Here is a 17179-nt window from a genome sequence, read left to right as displayed (position 1 = left end):
ACTAGGCACGCACGCACGGCTGCGCATGTGCGCACGTCACACGACGACACGCGCGCGTCGTGCGGAGCCCTCCCACCGCGCCGGACTCGCTGTCTCAACCCTCCGACGCGACGAGCTCCTGCAGCGCCTCGCGGCGTTTCGCTTGCTCGATCGGGTCCGGAACCGGCAGGGATGCCAGCAGCCGGCGCGTGTAGGCATCCTGCGGCGCCTCCAACACCTGCTCGCCCGCGCCCTCCTCGACCAGCCGGCCGAGGTGCATCACCGCGATGCGGTCCGCGACGATGTCGACGACCGCGAGATCGTGGCTAATGAACAGGCAGGCGAACCCGAAGTCGCGCTGAAGGTCGGCGAACACCTCGAGCACGCGCTGCTGCACCGAGACGTCGAGCGCACTCGTCGGCTCGTCTGCTATCAGCAGCGGCGGCTTCAGCGCGATGGCCCGTGCGAGGCTCGCGCGCTGCCTCTGACCACCGGAGAGTTCGTGCGGGTACCTGTCTCCGAACGACTTCGGAAGCTGAACGGCCTCGAGCAATTCGTCGACGGCGGCGCGGGCATCTGCGGCATTCGACGCGCGCCCGTGCACGATGAACGGCTCGGCGACGCACTGTGCGATCGTCAGCAGCGGGTTGAAGCTCGACGCCGGGTCTTGGAACACGAACCCGAGTTGATCGCGCGAGCCGCGGAAGCTGCGCTCGGAGACGCCGTTCATCTCGTGCCCGAGCACCTTCAGCGAACCGCCTGTCACGCGCGTCAGGCCGGCGATCGAACGCCCGATAGTGGTCTTGCCCGACCCGGACTCGCCGACGAGCCCGAGCACCTCGCCGGGGCGAATCTCGAAATCCACGCCGTCGACCGCGACGAATCCCGCCCGGCCGAGGCGCCCCGGGTACTGGATGCGAAGTCCGGATGCCTTCACAACAGGCTCCGACTCCGCCCAGCCCTTCGGCCGAACCCTCGCCCGCTCCACTGCCTCCACCGTGCCCCCGCCGATGCGCGGCACGGCCGCCAGCAGCCGCTTCGTGTAATCGTTCTGCGGATTCGCGAAGAGCGACGACACGTCAGCCTGCTCGACGAGCTGCCCGTTGTACATCACCGCCACCCGGTCGGCGAGATCGGCGACGACGCCCATGTTGTGCGTGATGAGCACGATCGAGGAGCCGAACTCCACCCTGCACCGCCGAAGCAGCTCGAGGATCTCGGCCTGCACCGTGACGTCCAGCGCAGTGGTCGGCTCGTCGGCGACGATGAGCTTCGGTCCGAGCACGAGCGCCATCGCGATGACGATGCGCTGCTTCTGACCGCCGGAGAACTGGTGCGGGTAGTAATCCACCCGCGTCTCGGGATCGGGGATGCCCACCTTGCGCAGAATGTCGATCGCTTGCGTCCTGGCATCCTTCTTCGAGATCTTGCCGTGGGCACGAAGGCCCTCCGCTATCTGCCACCCGACCTTGAACACCGGGTTGAGGGCGGTCGACGGCTCCTGGAACACCATGGCGACGTCGGGTCCGCGCACCTGACGCAGCTGCTTGTTGGTGAGGGTGACGACGTCGACCTCACCGCGGTCGGTGTTCAGGAACACGGCACCCGACGACGTCGCCGTCTCGGGCAACAACCCGAGGATCGTGCGCGCGGTGACTGTTTTGCCGCTCCCCGACTCCCCGACGATCGCGAGCACCTCGCCGGCGCCCACGTGCAGACTCACTCCGTCGACGGCCTTGACCGCGCCGGCGTCAGTGGAGAACGAGACGCTGAGGCCATCGATGCGCACGGTGTCCCCGGTTCCGCGATGGGACGTGTGCTTGTCGTGCGCGGTCGGCTTCTGCGCCGGATTCGTCGCGTTCATTCGCGCACCTCGATTCCCTCTTCTTCGATCCCCGCGCCGGGTTCGAGGCTTTCCAATCCGCCTGGTGCTTCATTCGGGCCGCCGGGCACGACGCTGATGTCGGCGGTCTCACCCGCCGTCGCCGCGACCGCCCTCCTGCCGCGAAGGCGCGGGTCGGCGAGATCGTTCATGCTCTCGCCGACGAGCGTGATGCCGAGAACGACGAGCACGATCGCAAGGCCCGGATACAGCGCGGTCCACCAGATTCCGCTCGTCACATCGGCGATCGCCTTGTTGAGGTCGTAGCCCCACTCGCTCGCCGACGACGGCTCGATGCCGAAGCCGAGGAATCCCAGGCCGGCGAGCGTGAGGATCGCTTCCGACGCGTTCAGCGTGAAGATCAACGGCAAGGTGCGGGTCGAGTTGCGGAACACGTGTTTGAACATGATCCTGCCCGTGCTCGCACCGACCACCTTGGCCGATTCGACATACGCCTCCGACTTGATGCGCACCGCCTCGGCACGGATCACACGGAAGTACTGCGGAATGTAGACCACGGTGATCGAGATCGCCGCGGCGAGTATTCCGCCCCAGACCTGCGACTGACCGCCCGAGATCACGATGGACATCACGATGGCCAGCAGCAGCGTGGGGAAGGCGTAGATCGCGTCGCAGACGACCACGAGCACACGGTCGATCCACCCGCCGAGGTATCCGGAGACCAGGCCGAGCAAGACGCCGGCGAAGATCGACAGCACGATGGCGACGATGATCACGGATGCCGCGGTCTGCGCACCCCAGATCACGCGCGAGAACACATCGTACCCACCGACCGTGGTTCCCCAGATGTGCTCGGGACTCGGCGGCTGCTGCGACCCGAAGTCCTTGCCGTTCGCGCCGTGCAGCTGCGCGAAGCCGTACGGCGCGATCAGCGGTGCGAAGACGGCGACGATCACGAACACAGCGGTGATGACCAGTCCGGTGACGAGCATCCCGCGCTGCACGCCGACGGATTGACGCACCTGGTGCACGATGGGCAGGCGCTCCAACAGGCTGCGCTTGCGAGGCACGACGAGAGCCATTGCGGATGTGGTGGCCATCTCAGTACCTCACTCTCGGGTCGATCAGAGCGGCGATCACATCGACGATGAAGTTCGTGATGGCGACGATCACCGCCAGCATGGCGACGATCCCCTGCACGGCGACGTAGTCCCGCGCCTGCAGATATTGCGCCAGCTGGAAACCGAGCCCTTTCCACTCGAACGTGGTCTCAGTCAAGACGGCGCCACCGAGAAGCAACGCGATCTGGAGTCCCATCACCGTGATGATCGGAATCAACGCGGGCCGATAGGCGTGTTTGCGCACCAACCTGAACTCGCTCACACCACGGGAGCGACCGGATGACACGTAGTCGGTGGAGAGCGTGCTGATCACGTTCGTACGCACCAGCCTCAGGAAGACGCCTGCAGTGAGGAATCCGAGCGCGATGCCGGGAAGCACCGCGTGCGCCAGCACGTCGCCCACGACTGCAGGATCGCCGGTCTGGAACGCATCGATCAGGTAGATGCCCGTCGGATGAGGGAGCGACTGCATCGTGAGCTCATCACCGATACTCGCCCTGCCGGAGACCGGCAGCCAGCCCAGCCACACCGAGAAGATGAGCTTCAGGAGCAGGCCGGCGAAGAAGACCGGGGTCGCGTAGCAGAGGATGGCGAAGATGCGAAGGGCCGCATCCCACCCCTTGTCGCGGAAGTACGCGGCGAGCATGCCGAGCGGAATACCGACGATGAACGCGACGATCAGGGCGTAGAAGGCGAGCTCCAGCGTCGCCGCGCCATACGTCACGAGCACCGTGGTGACCTGTTGATGATCACTGAACGTCGTGCCGAAGTTGCCGGTGAAGATCTGCCCGAGGTACTGCAGGTATTGCACGAACAGCGGCTGGTCGTAACCGGCCTCGTGGATGCGCCGTGCCAATTCATCGGGAGGCAGACGACCGCCCTGAGCCGCCGTGATCGGGTCACCTGTCGAGCGCATCAGGAAGAACACGACGGTCACGAGGATGAACACGGTCGGGATGATCAGCAGGAAGCGGATGATGATGTACCGCAGCAGCCCCCCGCCGCCGCCTCGCTTGCCGTTTTCTGAGGTGGTAGACGCGGCCGGAATCAGAGGATCCGGGTCGTCGAGAAGGGCTGTCATAGGCTTCCTCGTGGTTCAGGCGGGGCCGTCTCCGGCCACGCGCCGACCGGCCCGATCGTCATTGGCCGGGCCGGTCGAAGGTGGAACATGTTGCGGGCGGGCGGAGTCTAAGGACTACCGCCCGCCCATCGAAACCTTACTTCTTGTAAATCGAGGCGATGCGCAGCTTGAACGACGCATCGAGCTGGAGCCCGGCGATATCCGAGCCCACAACCGCCACCTGCGAACCCTGCAGCATCGGCAGTGTCGACAGGTCCTGTGCAACCTTGTCCTGGATCTCCTCGATCAACTTGGTACGCGCGGCCTTGTCGGTGGTGCCGACCTGCTCCGTGATGAGCTTCTGAACCTCCGGGTTGTCGTAGTGGTTCGCCAGGAAGTTGTCCTTCGAGAAGAACGGCGTCAGGTAGTTGTCGGCGTCCGAGTAGTCCGGGAACCAGCCCAGCTGGTATGCCGGGTAGACATCCGCCACACGGTCCTTCGAGTACTGCACGTACTCCGTGGACTGCAGGTTCACCTTGAACAGCCCACCGGTTTCGAGCTGGTCCTTGATCAGCGCGTACTCGTCGGCGGACGACGGGCCGTAGTGGTCAGGCGTGTACTGCAGGCTGAGCGCGATCGGAGTGGTCACGCCGGCGTCCGTGAGCGCCTTCTTCGCCTTGTCGAGCGACGGGCCACCGCTTCCGTCGCCGTAGAGCGACTTGAGCGAATCGGTCGCACCGGTCAGGCCCTGCGGCACGTAGGAGTACAGCGGCGTGTACGTGTTCTTGTACACCTGGCTGGCGATCGCCTTGCGGTCGATCAGGTCTGCTGCGGCCTGACGGACGGCCAGCGCCTTCTTCGCATCCGCGTCGGACGTCTTCGCGCCGTACGGCATCGAGTTGAAGTTGAAGACGATGTAGCGGATCTCGCCACCGGGACCGTCGACGACCTTGACCTTCTTGTCGGAGCGGAGGCTGGCGATGTCGGTCGCCGACAGCTGCCGGTACGCCACGTCGATGTTGCCCTGCTGGATGTCGAGCTTCATGTTCGGCGCGCTCGTGTAGTACTTCATGTTCACGGTTGCGGTCTTCGCCTTGCCGAGCAAGCCCTTATACCCGTCGAACGCCTTGAACTGGATCAGGTTGTTCACCTGGAACGACTTGATGTAGTACTGCCCGGCGAACGCGTCGCCCTTGACGATGGCGTTGTCGGTCGTGACCTTGTCGGCCGAGAACACCTGCTCGTCCACGATCGGACCCGCGGGGCTGGAGAGCACCTGCGGGAACGTCTGGTCGTTGGCCACCTTCAGGTGGAACACGGCGGTCAGCTTGTCGGGCGTCGTCACGCTGGCGAGGTTGCCGAGCAGCGAAGCCGGCCCGTTCGGGTCGTTGATCTTCAGCTGGCGGTCGAACGTGAACTTCACGTCAGACGAGGTGAGGGCGTCGCCGTTGGCGAACGTGAGTCCGCTCTTGAGCTTGACCGTGTACTCCGTCGGCGAGGTGAACGATGCCGACGACGCGATGTCGGGCTTGACGTCAGGGCTGCCGTAGGGCGTGTTCATCAGGAACGGATAGACCTGGTTCATCACCGCGAACGAACCGTTGTCGTACGAACCGGCCGGGTCGAGGCTGGTCGTCTTGTCGGTTGTGCCGATGGTGATGGACCCGCCACCGCCACCGCTACCGGACGTGCTGTTGCCGGAGCATCCGGTGAGGGCGAGTGCCGCGACCGCGAGGGCTGAGACGCCCATGAGCACGCGCGCGCGGCGGGAAGATTCCGTTTTCATACGGGTAAGTGCCTCTCTGCTGGCCGATCGTGATGATCGTCTCTGAACGAACACGAAGAAGGCCGTGTCCGTTCACGGGTCCCTCTGTCCTAACACACGTCGAATGTCCACCCCCGCGCGGTATCCGAAACGGCTACATGATCGTTATTCGATGGAAACGCATCGAGCGTGTTTTCATCACGGGGGCGCACGTTCGCGCAGCATTCCTGCGCGATAATCGTCAGGCGCGCGAGGGCTCTGCGAGCATGGCCGTGATGAGCGCCCACACCCCCACCACCGTCCGCCTCGACGAACTCGTGATGCCGTCTGCGGAACTCGGCGAGACGAATCCGCTGCCGCCGCTCGGCAGTTCCGGCGACCTGCACGCGACGGATGTCGAGGGCGACGGCCTCGACGACGAGCTTCGCTTCGGCCTCACGTATGGCAAGGTCGACACGGTGCTGCCGTACCTCCTGCAGGACGGGTACGGGCGTGAACTGCGCGCGGCGCGGCATCCGGTCGCCGTGCTCGAGGACGATCGGATGCGCGCCGAGTTCCTGATCGGCCTCGGCGGCCGGCTGTGGTCGCTGGTCGACAAACGCACCGGCCGCGAGCTCCTGCACCGAAACCCCGTGTTCCGCCCGGCGAATCTCGCCCTGCGCAACGCCTGGTTCGCGGGCGGCGTCGAGTGGAACCTCGGCACCACCGGCCACTGGCCCCTGACCTGCTCCCCTCTGCACACCGTTCGCGTGCGCAGAGCGGACGGCACCGAGGCGTTGCGCATGTACGAGTACGAGCGGATGCGGGGGCTCGTCGTGCGCATCGACGCCTCCCTCGCCCCCGACGCACCTCTGCTCGTCGTGTCGGTCACGATCACCAATCCGCGATCCGTCGAGGTGCCGGTGTACTGGTGGTCGAACATCGCCGTGCCGGAACGCGATGATGTGCGCGTCATCACCCCCGCCGACTCCGCGTACCGCTTCGGCTACGAGGGCGTGCTCTCCAGGGTGCCGTTCCCTCAGGCGGGCGATCCAGCCGCCGATGGCGCGATCGACCGCAGCTACACAACGCGTTCGACCGATGCCGCCGACTACTTCTTCGAGCTCGATCGTGCACGCACGCCATGGATCACTGCGCTCGATGAAACAGGATCAGGGCTGTTCCAGGCCTCCACCGCACGATTGCGCGGTCGCAAGCTCTTCTTCTGGGGCACCGGTGCCGGCAGCGCGCACTGGCAGCGATGGCTGACGGAGGGCGAGCATCCGTACCTGGAGATCCAGGCAGGACTGGCGCGAACGCAACTGGAGCACCTGCCGATGCCGGCAGGTGCCGAGTGGACGTGGAGCGAGGCGTACGGGCTGGCCGAGGGCGATGCCGGCTCGGTGCACAGCGCATGGCAGCAGGCGGTCGGTGCGGCGGCGGAAGCCGTGGCCCGCACGAGTGCGCCCGAGGTGCTCGCTCGTGAAGACGCACGCGACGACAGCGGAGATCGCATCGAGGAGGTTCTCCAGCGGGCATCCGGTTGGGGCGCCCTCGAGGACGCCCGTCGAGCTCGAGCGGGCGAGCCTTCGCTGTCGAGCGCCGCCACGCCGTTCCCGGCGAGCGATCTCGGGCCAGAGCAGGAGTGGTGGGTCGGCGCGCTGCAGCAGCGGATCGCCGACGTCGATCCGCTCGCGGCTCCGCTCTCGTACCAGGCGGATCAGGCGTGGGCGCCGATCGTCGCCGCCAACGACGGTTGGCTGGCACGGCTGCACGAGGGAGCGATCGCCGCTGCACAGGGGCGGTGGGGGTCTGCTGCCGACGCGTGGCGGGAATCGATCGAGCAGCGCGACAACGGCTGGGCGTGGCGCAATCTCGCCCTCGCCGCGATGCGTGACGGTGACGGCGACACCGCGGCGGACGCGTACTCCCGCGCTCGCGCACACCTTCCACACGTTCTGCAGCTCAGTATCGAGGCGAGCGGGCAGCTGCTCGCCGCTGATCGCGCCTCGGACTCGCTGACACTCATCGCCGGTCTGGATGCCGGCCAACGCGCCAACGGGCGCATCCGGTTCATCGAGGCGCGGGCATCCCTCGCCGTCGGCGACATCGAGCGCTGCGGGGCGCTGCTGGATCAGGGAATCGAGATCGCCGATCTGAAGGAGGGCGAATCCTCGCTCGACGGCCTGTGGCTCGATTACCAGACGACGCGGCTCGCGGCCGAGGAGGGCGTTCCGATCGACGACGCGGTGCGCGAGCGGGCCTCCCGCGGGTTCCCACCGCCCGAGCGGTACGACTTCCGCATGAGGGTCGAGGACTGAGGCGACTGGGCACACCGGGGTACGATCGGCGCATGTCCCGTCGCCCGCAGCTGCTGCTGTGACCGTCCTGGGCACGGTCCTCCTGGGCACGGTCGCCGGGATCGGTGCCGCGTGGCAGCCTGGCACGGCATCGGGTCTGCTGGTCGCTGCCGTCATCACGCTGGCCGTCGCTACCGCGGCGACACGGATGCTCGCGCGCACGACCGCCGCGACGCATCCGGTTCCCGCCGAGGTCGCCCGCGACGCTTGGCTGCACGCGACGATCGCGCAATCGCCTGCACACACGGATGCCCGCGCCCTGATGCGCCCACGGCCTCCTTCGGCCTCTCGGTAGCGGGCGTCGAACGCTGCGGGTCGCAGGGCCCGAGGTTCGGTGACGCTCGTGCGCGCATCCGAGACCATCACCGACACCGAGGACGTACTTCATGGACCTCTCTTCATTTCCGCCTTTCGCCGCCGTGCTGAACGGCGCCGATGCCGCCGTCACCTGGATCGCTGGCGCCATCGACGGCATCCTTCCCGAGGGCGTCGCCGTGCTTGTGGCGATCACCATCGCCACGCTCGTCGTGCGAGCACTGCTGATTCCCGTCGGCCTGTCGAACGCGAGAGCCCAGGTCGCCAGGGCACGCCTCGCCCCGAAGCTGCGCGCGCTGCAGCGCAGACACGGTAATGACCGAGCGCTGCTTGCCCGCAAGACGCAGGAACTGTACTCGACGGAACACGTCTCGCCGTTCGCGGGGATGCTTCCGGCGCTGGCGCAGATCCCCGTCGTCTCGGTCGTCTACGGCGTCTTCACGCGGGCGACGGTGGCCGGGCACGCGAACGCCCTGCTGGCGCACACGGTGTTCGGCTCTCCGCTGGGGGCTTCATTCGCGCAGCTCCTCGCCGCGGGTGCTCTCGCCCAGCTCGCTCTGCCGTTGGCGCTGCTCGTCTTGATCGCCGGCATCGCGATCATGTCACGCCATCTCGCCCTTCGGGCGGCACGTGCGGCGGATCCCGGTGCGCCGGAGCCCACGAGTCTCGGGCGCGCACTGACCTGGCTCCCACTGCTCAGCGTGGTGTTCGCCGCGATCGCGCCGATGGGGGCGTCCGTGTACCTCGCAGTGTCGATGGCGTGGACGAGCGTCGAGCGCACGCTCGCGCAGCGGCACTACCTCGCTGCGGGAGCGTGATCTCGATGCCGGTCAGCTGCTGGCCTTCGCGTTCGACTCGTAGGACGTGTTGATCGACTCGAAGAAGTTGACCAGCTCGAGCGTGTCGTTCGCCGCCGCCATCCATTTCGCGGGGTTCGTCACGTTGTACTCGGTACCGAAGCCGAGTTCGTCGAGTCGGCGGTCTGCGAGGTACTTGACGTACTGGTTGATGTAGTTGGCGTTCAGGCCGAGGATGCCGCCCGGCAGCAGGTCGCGGTTGTACTCCTCTTCCATCTCGACGGCATCGAGGATCATCTGCTTGATCTCGGCCGCGAACTCCGGGGTCTGCAGATCCGGGTTCTCGTCGAGCACCGTGAGGATGAGGTTCATGCCGAACTTCAGGTGCAACGACTCGTCGCGCACGATCCAGTCGACGAGCGACCCGAAGTTGCGCAGCAGGTTCCGTTGACGGAACGACAGCGCGACCATGAAGCCCGAGTAGAACCAGATGCCCTCGAGGATGATGTTGTACGCCACGAGGTTGCGGACGAAGTCCTGCTTGCCCTCTGTGGTGGTGATGTCGAGCTTCTCTTCGAGCATGCGGCGGATGTACTTGACCTCGAACTCCTCCTTGCGTGCCATGGATGGCACGTCGACGTGGGAGTTGTAGGCCTCGTCGCGGTCGATCGGGAACGTCTCGAGCACGTACTCGAACGACATCGAGTGGTTGGCCTCCTCCCACATCTGCTTGGCGAGGTAGAGGTGCGCCTCCGCCGCATTCAGGTAGGGGTAGACGCCGAAAGCAAGAGCCTTGTTCACCAGCAGCTCGTTCGGGTTGAAGTAGCTGATCAGGAACGTCACGGCGTGACGCTCCTCGTCGGTCATCTTCTTGAAGTCCGCGATGTCTTCGCCCAGCTGGATCTCGTTCGGGAACCACGTGTTCGCCACGGCCTGGTCGTACAGGTCCATCGCCCACTGGTAGGTCACCGGTTTGAGCAGCAGGCCCTCTTTGATTCCGGTACCCAGAATGCCCATGTTCTCGTCGCTCCTCGTGTTGATGTCTTATGTCTGCGTGGTGTCGGGTCTCGATACGCGTCGCTTCGCGGCGCTACTCGACCAGCGGGTGCGGCGCTACTCGACCACCGTCACTGGCAGGAGTCGCACTGCAGGTCATCCATAGGGTCGACCGGAACGAAGTACTCGTCGTCCATCAGTTCTCACCACCCTGTGCGCTCGAGGATGCTGCACCGGAGGCCGTGCCGCCGAAACCGAAGCCACGACGGGCGGGGGCGGCAGCGGGCGCCGCAGCACCGGCATCCGCTCCTGCTGCCGCACCGACGCCGGCGGGCACAGAGCCGAAGCCCTTGCGAGCGCCGCCGATCTCCTCGGCCTTGTTCACGCGCACGGTGGTCTGCTCCGCCTGGTGGCGCGGCTTCATGTGCAGGTAGTACGTGGTCTTCACGCCGCGCTCCCACGCCGCGGAGTAGATGTCGACCATGTCGCCGACGTCACGCGTCTCGAGGTAGATGTTGCGGCTGATGGCCTGGTCGATCCACTTCTGCGCACGTGCCGCGACCTCGAGGAACGCGTACGGCGAGAGCTGGAAGCTCGTCTTGTAGACGTTCTTGATCTCATCGGGAATGTCGGCGATGCCCTGGATGTCACCCTGGCTGCGCAGCACCTGCTCGCGCACCTTCTCCCACAGGCCGTGCTGCCGCAACGTCTCGACCAGGTTGCGGTTCACCTCGAGGAATTTGCCGTTCGAGGTGGAGCGGCTGAAGATCTGCGAGAACTGCGGGTCGAATCCGGGCGTGGTGCCCGCGACGAGTCCGATGGATGCCGTCGGTGCGATCGCCATCAGCGTCGCGTTGCGCATGCCGCCCTTCACCCGCTCGCGCAGAGCATCCCAGTCGAGGCGGGTCTTGCGGTTCACCTTGATCTCGATGCCGCGGTCCTGCTCCGTGATGGCGATCGTGTCGAACGGCACCATGCCCTGCGACCAGCGGGACCCTTCGAAGTTCGGGTAGGCGCCGCGTTCTGCAGCGAGATCGACCGACTCCTGGATCGCGTAGTACGAGATGCGCTCCGCGACCTCGTCGATCAGGTCGTACGCCTCTTCGGACTCGTAGCTGATGCCGAGCCGTTCGACGACGTCGGTGAAGCCCATGATGCCGAGGCCGACAGCGCGGTTGTTGATGTTCGCGTGGTCCGCCTCTGGCACCGACGACATGGTGATGTCGATCAGGTTGTCGAGCTGGCGGATCGCGAGGCGGGCGCTGCGTTCGATCGTCGCCCAGTTGAACGTGCCGTCCTCCTGCAGGTGACGGGACAGGTTGATCGACGCCAGGTTGCAGACCGCGATGTTGTCGATGTCCTGGGGCAGGCAGATCTCGGTGCACAGGTTGGAGAGGTGGATCGTGCCCGTGTTGTTGTTCAGGGCACGGTTGTTGATGGTGTCCTTCCAGGTCAGCCACGGGTGGCTGGTGGTCTGCAGGCTCATCAGGATGTCCTTGAACTGCGCGCGCGCCGACATCTTCTTGAACATGCGCATGTTGCCGGCTTCTGCCTGCTCCGCGTAGTACGCGTAACGCTCGCTGAACTCCTTGCCGTAGAGCTCGTTGAGGTCTTCGACCTCGAGCGGGTCGAACAGATACCACGGCTCATCGTGCTGCACGCGCTTCATGAACTCGTCCGAGATCCACACGGCGGTGTTCGCGGTGCGGGTGCGGCGGTACGGGTCGCCGGAGTTCTGACGAAGATCGAGGAACTCGGGGAAGTCGAGGTGCCAGTTCTCCATGTAGAAGCACAGCGCGCCGAACTTCTTGCCGCCGCGGCTGACCGCGCGCAGCACGGAGTCGATCGTGTGCATGAACGGGATCGGGCCGGTCGAGGTCGTGTTGTTCGACCGGATCGGCGAACCCTGCGAACGCAGCTTGGTGACCGACAGCCCGATGCCGCCTGTGCCCTTGGTGATCCACATCACGTCGCGCACGCTCTTGGCGATGTGCTCGATGTCGTCGTGCATCTCCATGACGAAGCAGTTGGAGAGCTGCGGGAACTTGGTGCCCGCGTTCACCAGGGTGGAACCCGCCGCGAGGTAGTCGAGACGCGACATGGTCTCGTAGAACTCGATGGCGATGCCGGTCGGGTCAGCCTCGTTCAGGGACAGGCCCATGGCGATGCGCATCCAGAAGTACTGCGGCACTTCGAGCGGCTCGCCGTTACGTGCCTTGATGCCGTACCTGTTGTTGAGCGTGACGAGGCCGATGTACTTGAGCAGGCCGTCGTGAGAGGGCTCGAGCACGGATGCCAGCCGGTCGAGATCGAAGAGGTCGGGGAAGCGCGGGTCGAGCAGTTCTTCTGCGACGCCGCGCTCGACGTAACCGCGGAAGCCCTCGTGGTGCAGTCGCTTGAGTTCGTCGTCCGACTCGTAGTCGCCGAGAACGCGCTTGTAAATGGTCTTGAGCAGCAGGCGAGCGGCCACGGTGTCGAACGCCGGGTCGTCCTTCACGTTCTGCAGCGCGACCTGGATGACCGCCTCGTCGAGTTGCTGGGTGGTGATGCCGTCGAACAGAGTCAGTTCGAGCTCGCTCGCGATCTGGGTCACCCAGGTGATGTTCTCGTCGAGCCCCTCAGAGGCCTTCTCGATCGCCAGGTTGATCTTGTTCGCGTCGTACGGCTCACGCTCACCGTTGCGCTTCACGACTGTGATGGTCACTTCGCCTCTTCCTCACTTCCGCCATCGGCGGCATCCGACGCCCGGCCTCTCGGCGGGGTCGCCAAGCATTCCGGCCCGAATGTCCCAGGCCGGATGCCTCGTGTCCCCCGTAATTCCCACGTCGCCGTGAGTCGTATCCCGCATCATCCGACAGGCCTCCGACACTCGTGCAGACACTGTCGAAACGCTCTGCCAGCTTCAGGAAGGCCCCCGACTCAACCGGCGTGTGATCACTATATAGCGGGGTACCCGCCAGCGGTTAACCCCAGATGTAGTGGGCGTGTCGTCCACAGAATGTGGAAAACTTCGCCGAGTTATCCCCAGTTTCCACAGGGTTGGTGGTAAGGGAAGCGACCGTGCTCTCCTCCTCTTCGGGTCCCCGCGGCCGATAGACTCGAACGCTAGTGAGCGCCTACAAAGACCTGATGAAGACGCCCGGAGTCGGGCGGATCATCGCCGCGCAGCTGACCGCGAGATTCCCCAGTGGGATGCTCTCACTCGCCCTGCTCACGCACGTCGAGCACGTGCACCACACGTACGGCGCCGCCGGCCTCGTTCTGGCTGCGGCGAGCGTCGGCCAGGGTGTCGCCGGCCCCCTCACCAGTCGCCTGATGGGCCGCGTCGGCATGCGTCCCGTGCTGACCGTGACCACCGTGGTGTGCGCGGCATCCGTGGTGCTGATCGCGCTGGTGATCATGCCGATTCCGCTCACGATGGTCGCCGCACTGGTCGGCGGACTCGCGACGCCCCCTGTTCAACCTGCCGTGCGAACGATCTATCCCAAGCTGGTCAACTCGCGTCTGCTCACTCCGCTGTTCTCCCTCGATGCCTCTGCACAGGAGATCATCTGGATCGCCGGCCCCGTGGTCATCACGTTCATCGCCACTCAGATCTCCACCACGATCGGCCTGCTGGTCTGCGCGGCCGTCATGCTCGGCGGCGGCGCGTGGTTCATCGTGTCGCCCGAGCTCGGACGCGTGCGCATCCCTCGCAGCAAGCGCAGGTTCGGCGTCGTGCTGCGTCGCCCGACCGTGCTGCTGGCGACGATCGTCGGCTTCCTGCTCGTCGGTTCGTGCGCGGCCATCGAGGCCGGTGTCATCGCCAACTTCGGCGCGCAAGGGCCGGAGGCCGGCATCGTGCTCGCCATCTGGTCGCTCGGATCGCTCGCCGGCGGGTTTGCGCTCGGCTCGTTGCCGATCGGCCCCTGGGCGCTGGCACGGCGCATGCTGATCGTCTTCGTCGGCATCGTGCTCGCCAGCCTCTGGATCACGAACGTCTGGTGGCTCGCCGCCCTGCTCGTGATAGCCGGCGCCGGCATCGCTCCTGCTCTCGCCGTGATCTTCGCGATCGTCTCGTCGAGCGTGAAATTCTCCGACACCGCTGAGGCGTACGGCTGGGTCGGCACGGGACAGCTCATCGGCGCCGCGCTCGGCAGCGCCGTTGCCGGATTCCTGATCGACCGCTACTCGGCGGTCGGCGCGTTCTGGGTCGCGGCGGCGATGGCCGCGGTCGGCGCGCTCGTGCCGCTGATCGGCAAGCGCTGGCATCCCGATCTGCGCGGACGAGACGCCAGCCCGATCCCGGACACCGAGCCGGTGTCCGTCCAGCCCAGCTGATCGGCTCCAGCCCGACCCCTCAGGCGTGGGCGATGCGAGGAGTCGCGTTGTGGTTGAACCCCGTCGAGTTCGCCGCTTCGACGTGCACCCCGCCCGGCAGCGTCGACAGCTCGTCGAGCGACCGGCGGATGTCCGCTAGCAGCAGATCCGCCATGTCGACGCTCATGCCGTGCCGCACCACGACGCGCTGCACCGGGATGCTCTGCCGGTCGGGCGGAAGCGTGTAGGCGGGCACGAGCCAACCGCGCATCCGCAGCTGCTGGGCGAGGTCGAACAGCAGGGCATCGTCGCCGCGTGCCGTCCAGGTCACGGCCGGGATGCCCTTCAGCGGATCCCCGTCGAACACCATGTCGAACCGATCGAACGAGCGGATGCCCGCCGCGATCCGCTGCGCAACGGTATAGGCCGCGCTCTGCACCTTGGTGTATCCGTTCCTCCCCAACCGCAGGAACGTGTAATACGACGTGATCACCTGTCCTCCCGGCCGGGAGAAGTTCAGTGTGAACGTCGGCATGTCACCGCCCAGGTAGTTCACGTCGAAGACGAGTTCGTCTGGCAGGTCGGCGGGCTCCCGCCAGATCGCCCAGCCGCTGCCGAGCGGGGCCAGTCCCGTCTTGTGTCCCGACGCATTGATGGACTTCACCCTCGGCAGGCGGAAGTCCCAGACGACGTCCGGCGCGCAGAACGGCGCAACGAAGCCGCCTGATGCGGCGTCGACGTGCAGTGGGATGTCGAGGCCCGTTCGCCCCTGCAGGTCGTCGAGTGCGGCCGAGATGGCAGAGACATCTTCGAACAGACCGGTGAAGGTCTGGCCGAACGTCGCGACCACCGCGATGGTGTTCTCGTCGCAGTGCGCAACGGCATCCTCTGGCGTGAGCAGATATCCCTCCGGCATCGGCACCTGGCGCAGCTCGACGTCGAAGTACCTGGCGAACTTCTCCCAGCAGACCTGCACGGAGCCGCAGACCAGGTTGGGCCGAGTGCTGTCGGCGTTCGCCGCCCTGCGCTTCGCTCGCCAGCGCCACTTCGCCGCCAGCCCGGCGAGCATCGCGGCTTCACTCGATCCTGTCGTCGAGGTTCCGACGGCATGCGCTGGATCCGGCGCGTGGAAGAGGTCGGCGACGAGCGCGACGCAGCGCCGTTCGATCTCCGCCGTCTGCGGGTACTCGTCCTTGTCGATGATGTTCTTCGCGATCGAATCCGCCATCAGCTTCTCGGCTTCGGGCTCCAACCACGTGGTGCAGAACGTCGCGAGGTTCATGCGCGCCACGCCGTCGAGCAGGAGCTCGTCGCGTACGAGTTGGTAGACATCCTTCGCAGGGCGTTCGCCCTTCGGGAACTCGGTCTTCGGCGCAGGAGTCACCATCTCCGCGCCGGCGAACACGTCGTCGATGCCATCGTCCATGACGGCCTCCTCTCTGCCGAACGCTCGCCGGCCTGTCAACTCGGTCTCTGAGCTCAGTGTGCGCGTGCTGCCGGAAACGGCGCCAGGGTGTGCCCTCGTGGTGTGGTGCGCTCAGGTGCTCTCCACAATTCAGGACATACGGTCACCGGTGACGGATATGTCGACGCCCACCCGCATGTCCTGAATTGTGGTGCAGAACCGAGGCTCACCACTTGTCGTGGACGCCTGCTCGAATGTATTCGTCGTAGATGTCGTGCACTGCCTGGTCGAAGTCATCGCCGAGCGCCGGCACGGAACCCGCAGCGGCATTCGAGCGCGCCTGATCGACATTCCTCGCGCCGGGAATCACGGAACTCACGCCGGGCTGCTGCGCCACCCACGCGATGGCCGCCTTGGCGGGGGTGAGCTTGTCGGCGCAGTCGATGTTCTGCGCGTCGCGAACGGCTGCAACGGCATCCGCGAACCTTCCGGCCGCCTCGACCCCGGTGGCGAAGTCGACGCCGGAGAACGTCTCGCCAACATCGAACGCCTCGCCGTGCCTGTTGAACGTGCGGTGGTCCTGCGGCGCGAAGACCGTGTCCTTCGTGTATCTGCCGCTGAGCAGACCGGATGCCAGCGGTACGCGCGCGATGATGCCGACGCCGGCCTCCTGCGCTGCCGGCAGCACGCGCTCGAGCGGCTTCAGCCGGAACGCGTTGAGGATGATCTGCACGGTCGCCACGTTCGGGCGTGCGATGGCGGTGAGCGCCTCGTCCACGCGCTCGACGCTGACGCCGTAGTTCGCGATCGCGCCCTCGTCGACGAGGGTGTCGAGCGCGTCGAAGACCTCGTCGCTCGAGTAGACGGCGGTCGGCGGGCAGTGCAGTTGAACGAGGTCGAGCGTGTCGGTGCGCAGGTTGGCGCGCGAGCGGTCGACCCACTGGCGGAAGTTCGCCAGCGTGTAGTTCTCGGGCACCTGATCGACGCGGCGGCCCATCTTCGTGGCGACGATGATGCCGGCATCCGGATGCGCTCCGCGGAACCTGCCGATGATGCTCTCGCTCCGACCGTCGCCGTACACGTCGGCGGTGTCGAAGAACGTGACGCCCGCCTCAGCGGATGCCTCGAGCACGTCGAGTGCATCGCTCTCGTTCACGCTCCCCCAGTCACCCCCGAGCTGCCAGGTTCCCAGACCGATCACGGACACGGTGCGGCCTGTTCGGCCGAGTGGGCGTTGCTGCATGCGGCCACGATACTGGT

The 17179-nt window shown here is 66.1% G+C and carries 12 protein-coding genes; 4 read left to right on the top strand and 8 right to left on the bottom strand.

Annotated elements, in window-relative coordinates; translation table 11 throughout:
- Positions 1 to 94 precede the first annotated feature (94 nt).
- The 4 genes from MJ603_RS11630 to MJ603_RS11615 form a co-directional block, all read right to left on the bottom strand.
- A complete protein-coding gene (locus MJ603_RS11630; protein WP_243063896.1) occupies positions 95 to 1843 on the bottom strand; it encodes an ABC transporter ATP-binding protein in 1749 nt (582 codons plus the stop codon).
- Positions 1840 to 2922 carry an ABC transporter permease gene (locus MJ603_RS11625; protein ID WP_243063895.1) on the bottom strand — a complete coding sequence of 361 codons (1083 nt, stop codon included), beginning with the start codon at positions 2920 to 2922 and terminating at the stop codon, positions 1840 to 1842. Before MJ603_RS11625 ends, MJ603_RS11630 begins: the two co-directional genes overlap by 4 nt.
- 1 nt (position 2923) lies before the next feature.
- Positions 2924 to 4024, bottom strand: a complete 1101-nt coding sequence (locus MJ603_RS11620) for an ABC transporter permease (RefSeq protein ID WP_243063894.1) — start codon at positions 4022 to 4024, stop codon at positions 2924 to 2926.
- A 136-nt stretch (positions 4025 to 4160) separates the two neighbouring features.
- Positions 4161 to 5789 carry an ABC transporter substrate-binding protein gene (locus MJ603_RS11615; protein ID WP_243063893.1) on the bottom strand — a complete coding sequence of 543 codons (1629 nt, stop codon included), beginning with the start codon at positions 5787 to 5789 and terminating at the stop codon, positions 4161 to 4163.
- Between the two features lie 254 nt (positions 5790 to 6043).
- On the opposite strand from MJ603_RS11615, the gene MJ603_RS11610 reads away from it, so the two are divergent.
- From MJ603_RS11610 to MJ603_RS11600, 3 genes are all read left to right on the top strand, one after another.
- Positions 6044 to 8068 carry a DUF5107 domain-containing protein gene (locus MJ603_RS11610; RefSeq protein WP_243063892.1) on the top strand — a complete coding sequence of 675 codons (2025 nt, stop codon included), beginning with the start codon at positions 6044 to 6046 and terminating at the stop codon, positions 8066 to 8068.
- A 58-nt stretch (positions 8069 to 8126) separates the two neighbouring features.
- The gene (locus MJ603_RS11605) at positions 8127 to 8402 is read left to right on the top strand and encodes a hypothetical protein (RefSeq protein WP_243063891.1); all 276 of its coding nucleotides are present in this window, start codon (positions 8127 to 8129) and stop codon (positions 8400 to 8402) included.
- Positions 8403 to 8493: 91 nt separating this feature from the next.
- Positions 8494 to 9240: a membrane protein insertase YidC gene (locus MJ603_RS11600; RefSeq protein ID WP_243063890.1), complete on the top strand. Its 747-nt coding sequence runs from the start codon at positions 8494 to 8496 to the stop codon at positions 9238 to 9240.
- 12 nt (positions 9241 to 9252) lie between these two features.
- On the opposite strand, the gene MJ603_RS11595 is transcribed toward MJ603_RS11600, so the two are convergent.
- Together MJ603_RS11595 and MJ603_RS11590 are read right to left on the bottom strand one after the other, a co-directional pair.
- Positions 9253 to 10236, bottom strand: a complete 984-nt coding sequence (locus tag MJ603_RS11595) for a ribonucleotide-diphosphate reductase subunit beta (protein WP_243063889.1) — start codon at positions 10234 to 10236, stop codon at positions 9253 to 9255.
- Positions 10237 to 10411: 175 nt separating this feature from the next.
- Positions 10412 to 12919, bottom strand: a complete 2508-nt coding sequence (locus tag MJ603_RS11590; RefSeq protein WP_243063888.1) for a ribonucleoside-diphosphate reductase subunit alpha — start codon at positions 12917 to 12919, stop codon at positions 10412 to 10414.
- Between the two features lie 404 nt (positions 12920 to 13323).
- Here MJ603_RS11590 and MJ603_RS11585 point away from each other — a divergent pair, with 404 nt between their 5' ends.
- On the top strand, positions 13324 to 14535 hold the full coding sequence (locus MJ603_RS11585) for an MFS transporter (protein WP_243063887.1): 1212 nt from the start codon (positions 13324 to 13326) through the stop codon (positions 14533 to 14535).
- 19 nt (positions 14536 to 14554) lie between these two features.
- Here MJ603_RS11585 and MJ603_RS11580 read toward each other — a convergent pair whose 3' ends face one another.
- Together MJ603_RS11580 and MJ603_RS11575 are read right to left on the bottom strand one after the other, a co-directional pair.
- Positions 14555 to 15940 carry a glutamate decarboxylase gene (locus MJ603_RS11580; RefSeq protein WP_243063886.1) on the bottom strand — a complete coding sequence of 462 codons (1386 nt, stop codon included), beginning with the start codon at positions 15938 to 15940 and terminating at the stop codon, positions 14555 to 14557.
- 205 nt (positions 15941 to 16145) lie between these two features.
- Complete coding sequence (locus MJ603_RS11575; protein ID WP_243063885.1) at positions 16146 to 17162, bottom strand: aldo/keto reductase; 1017 nt, start codon at positions 17160 to 17162, stop codon at positions 16146 to 16148.
- Positions 17163 to 17179: the final 17 nt, after the last annotated feature.

The organism is Humibacter sp. RRB41 (assembly GCF_022761015.1).
In the GTDB taxonomy this organism is placed as follows: domain Bacteria; phylum Actinomycetota; class Actinomycetes; order Actinomycetales; family Microbacteriaceae; genus Humibacter.
The sequence above is the reverse complement of the archived record's forward strand: the minus strand, read 5'-3'. Positions and strand labels throughout refer to the sequence as shown.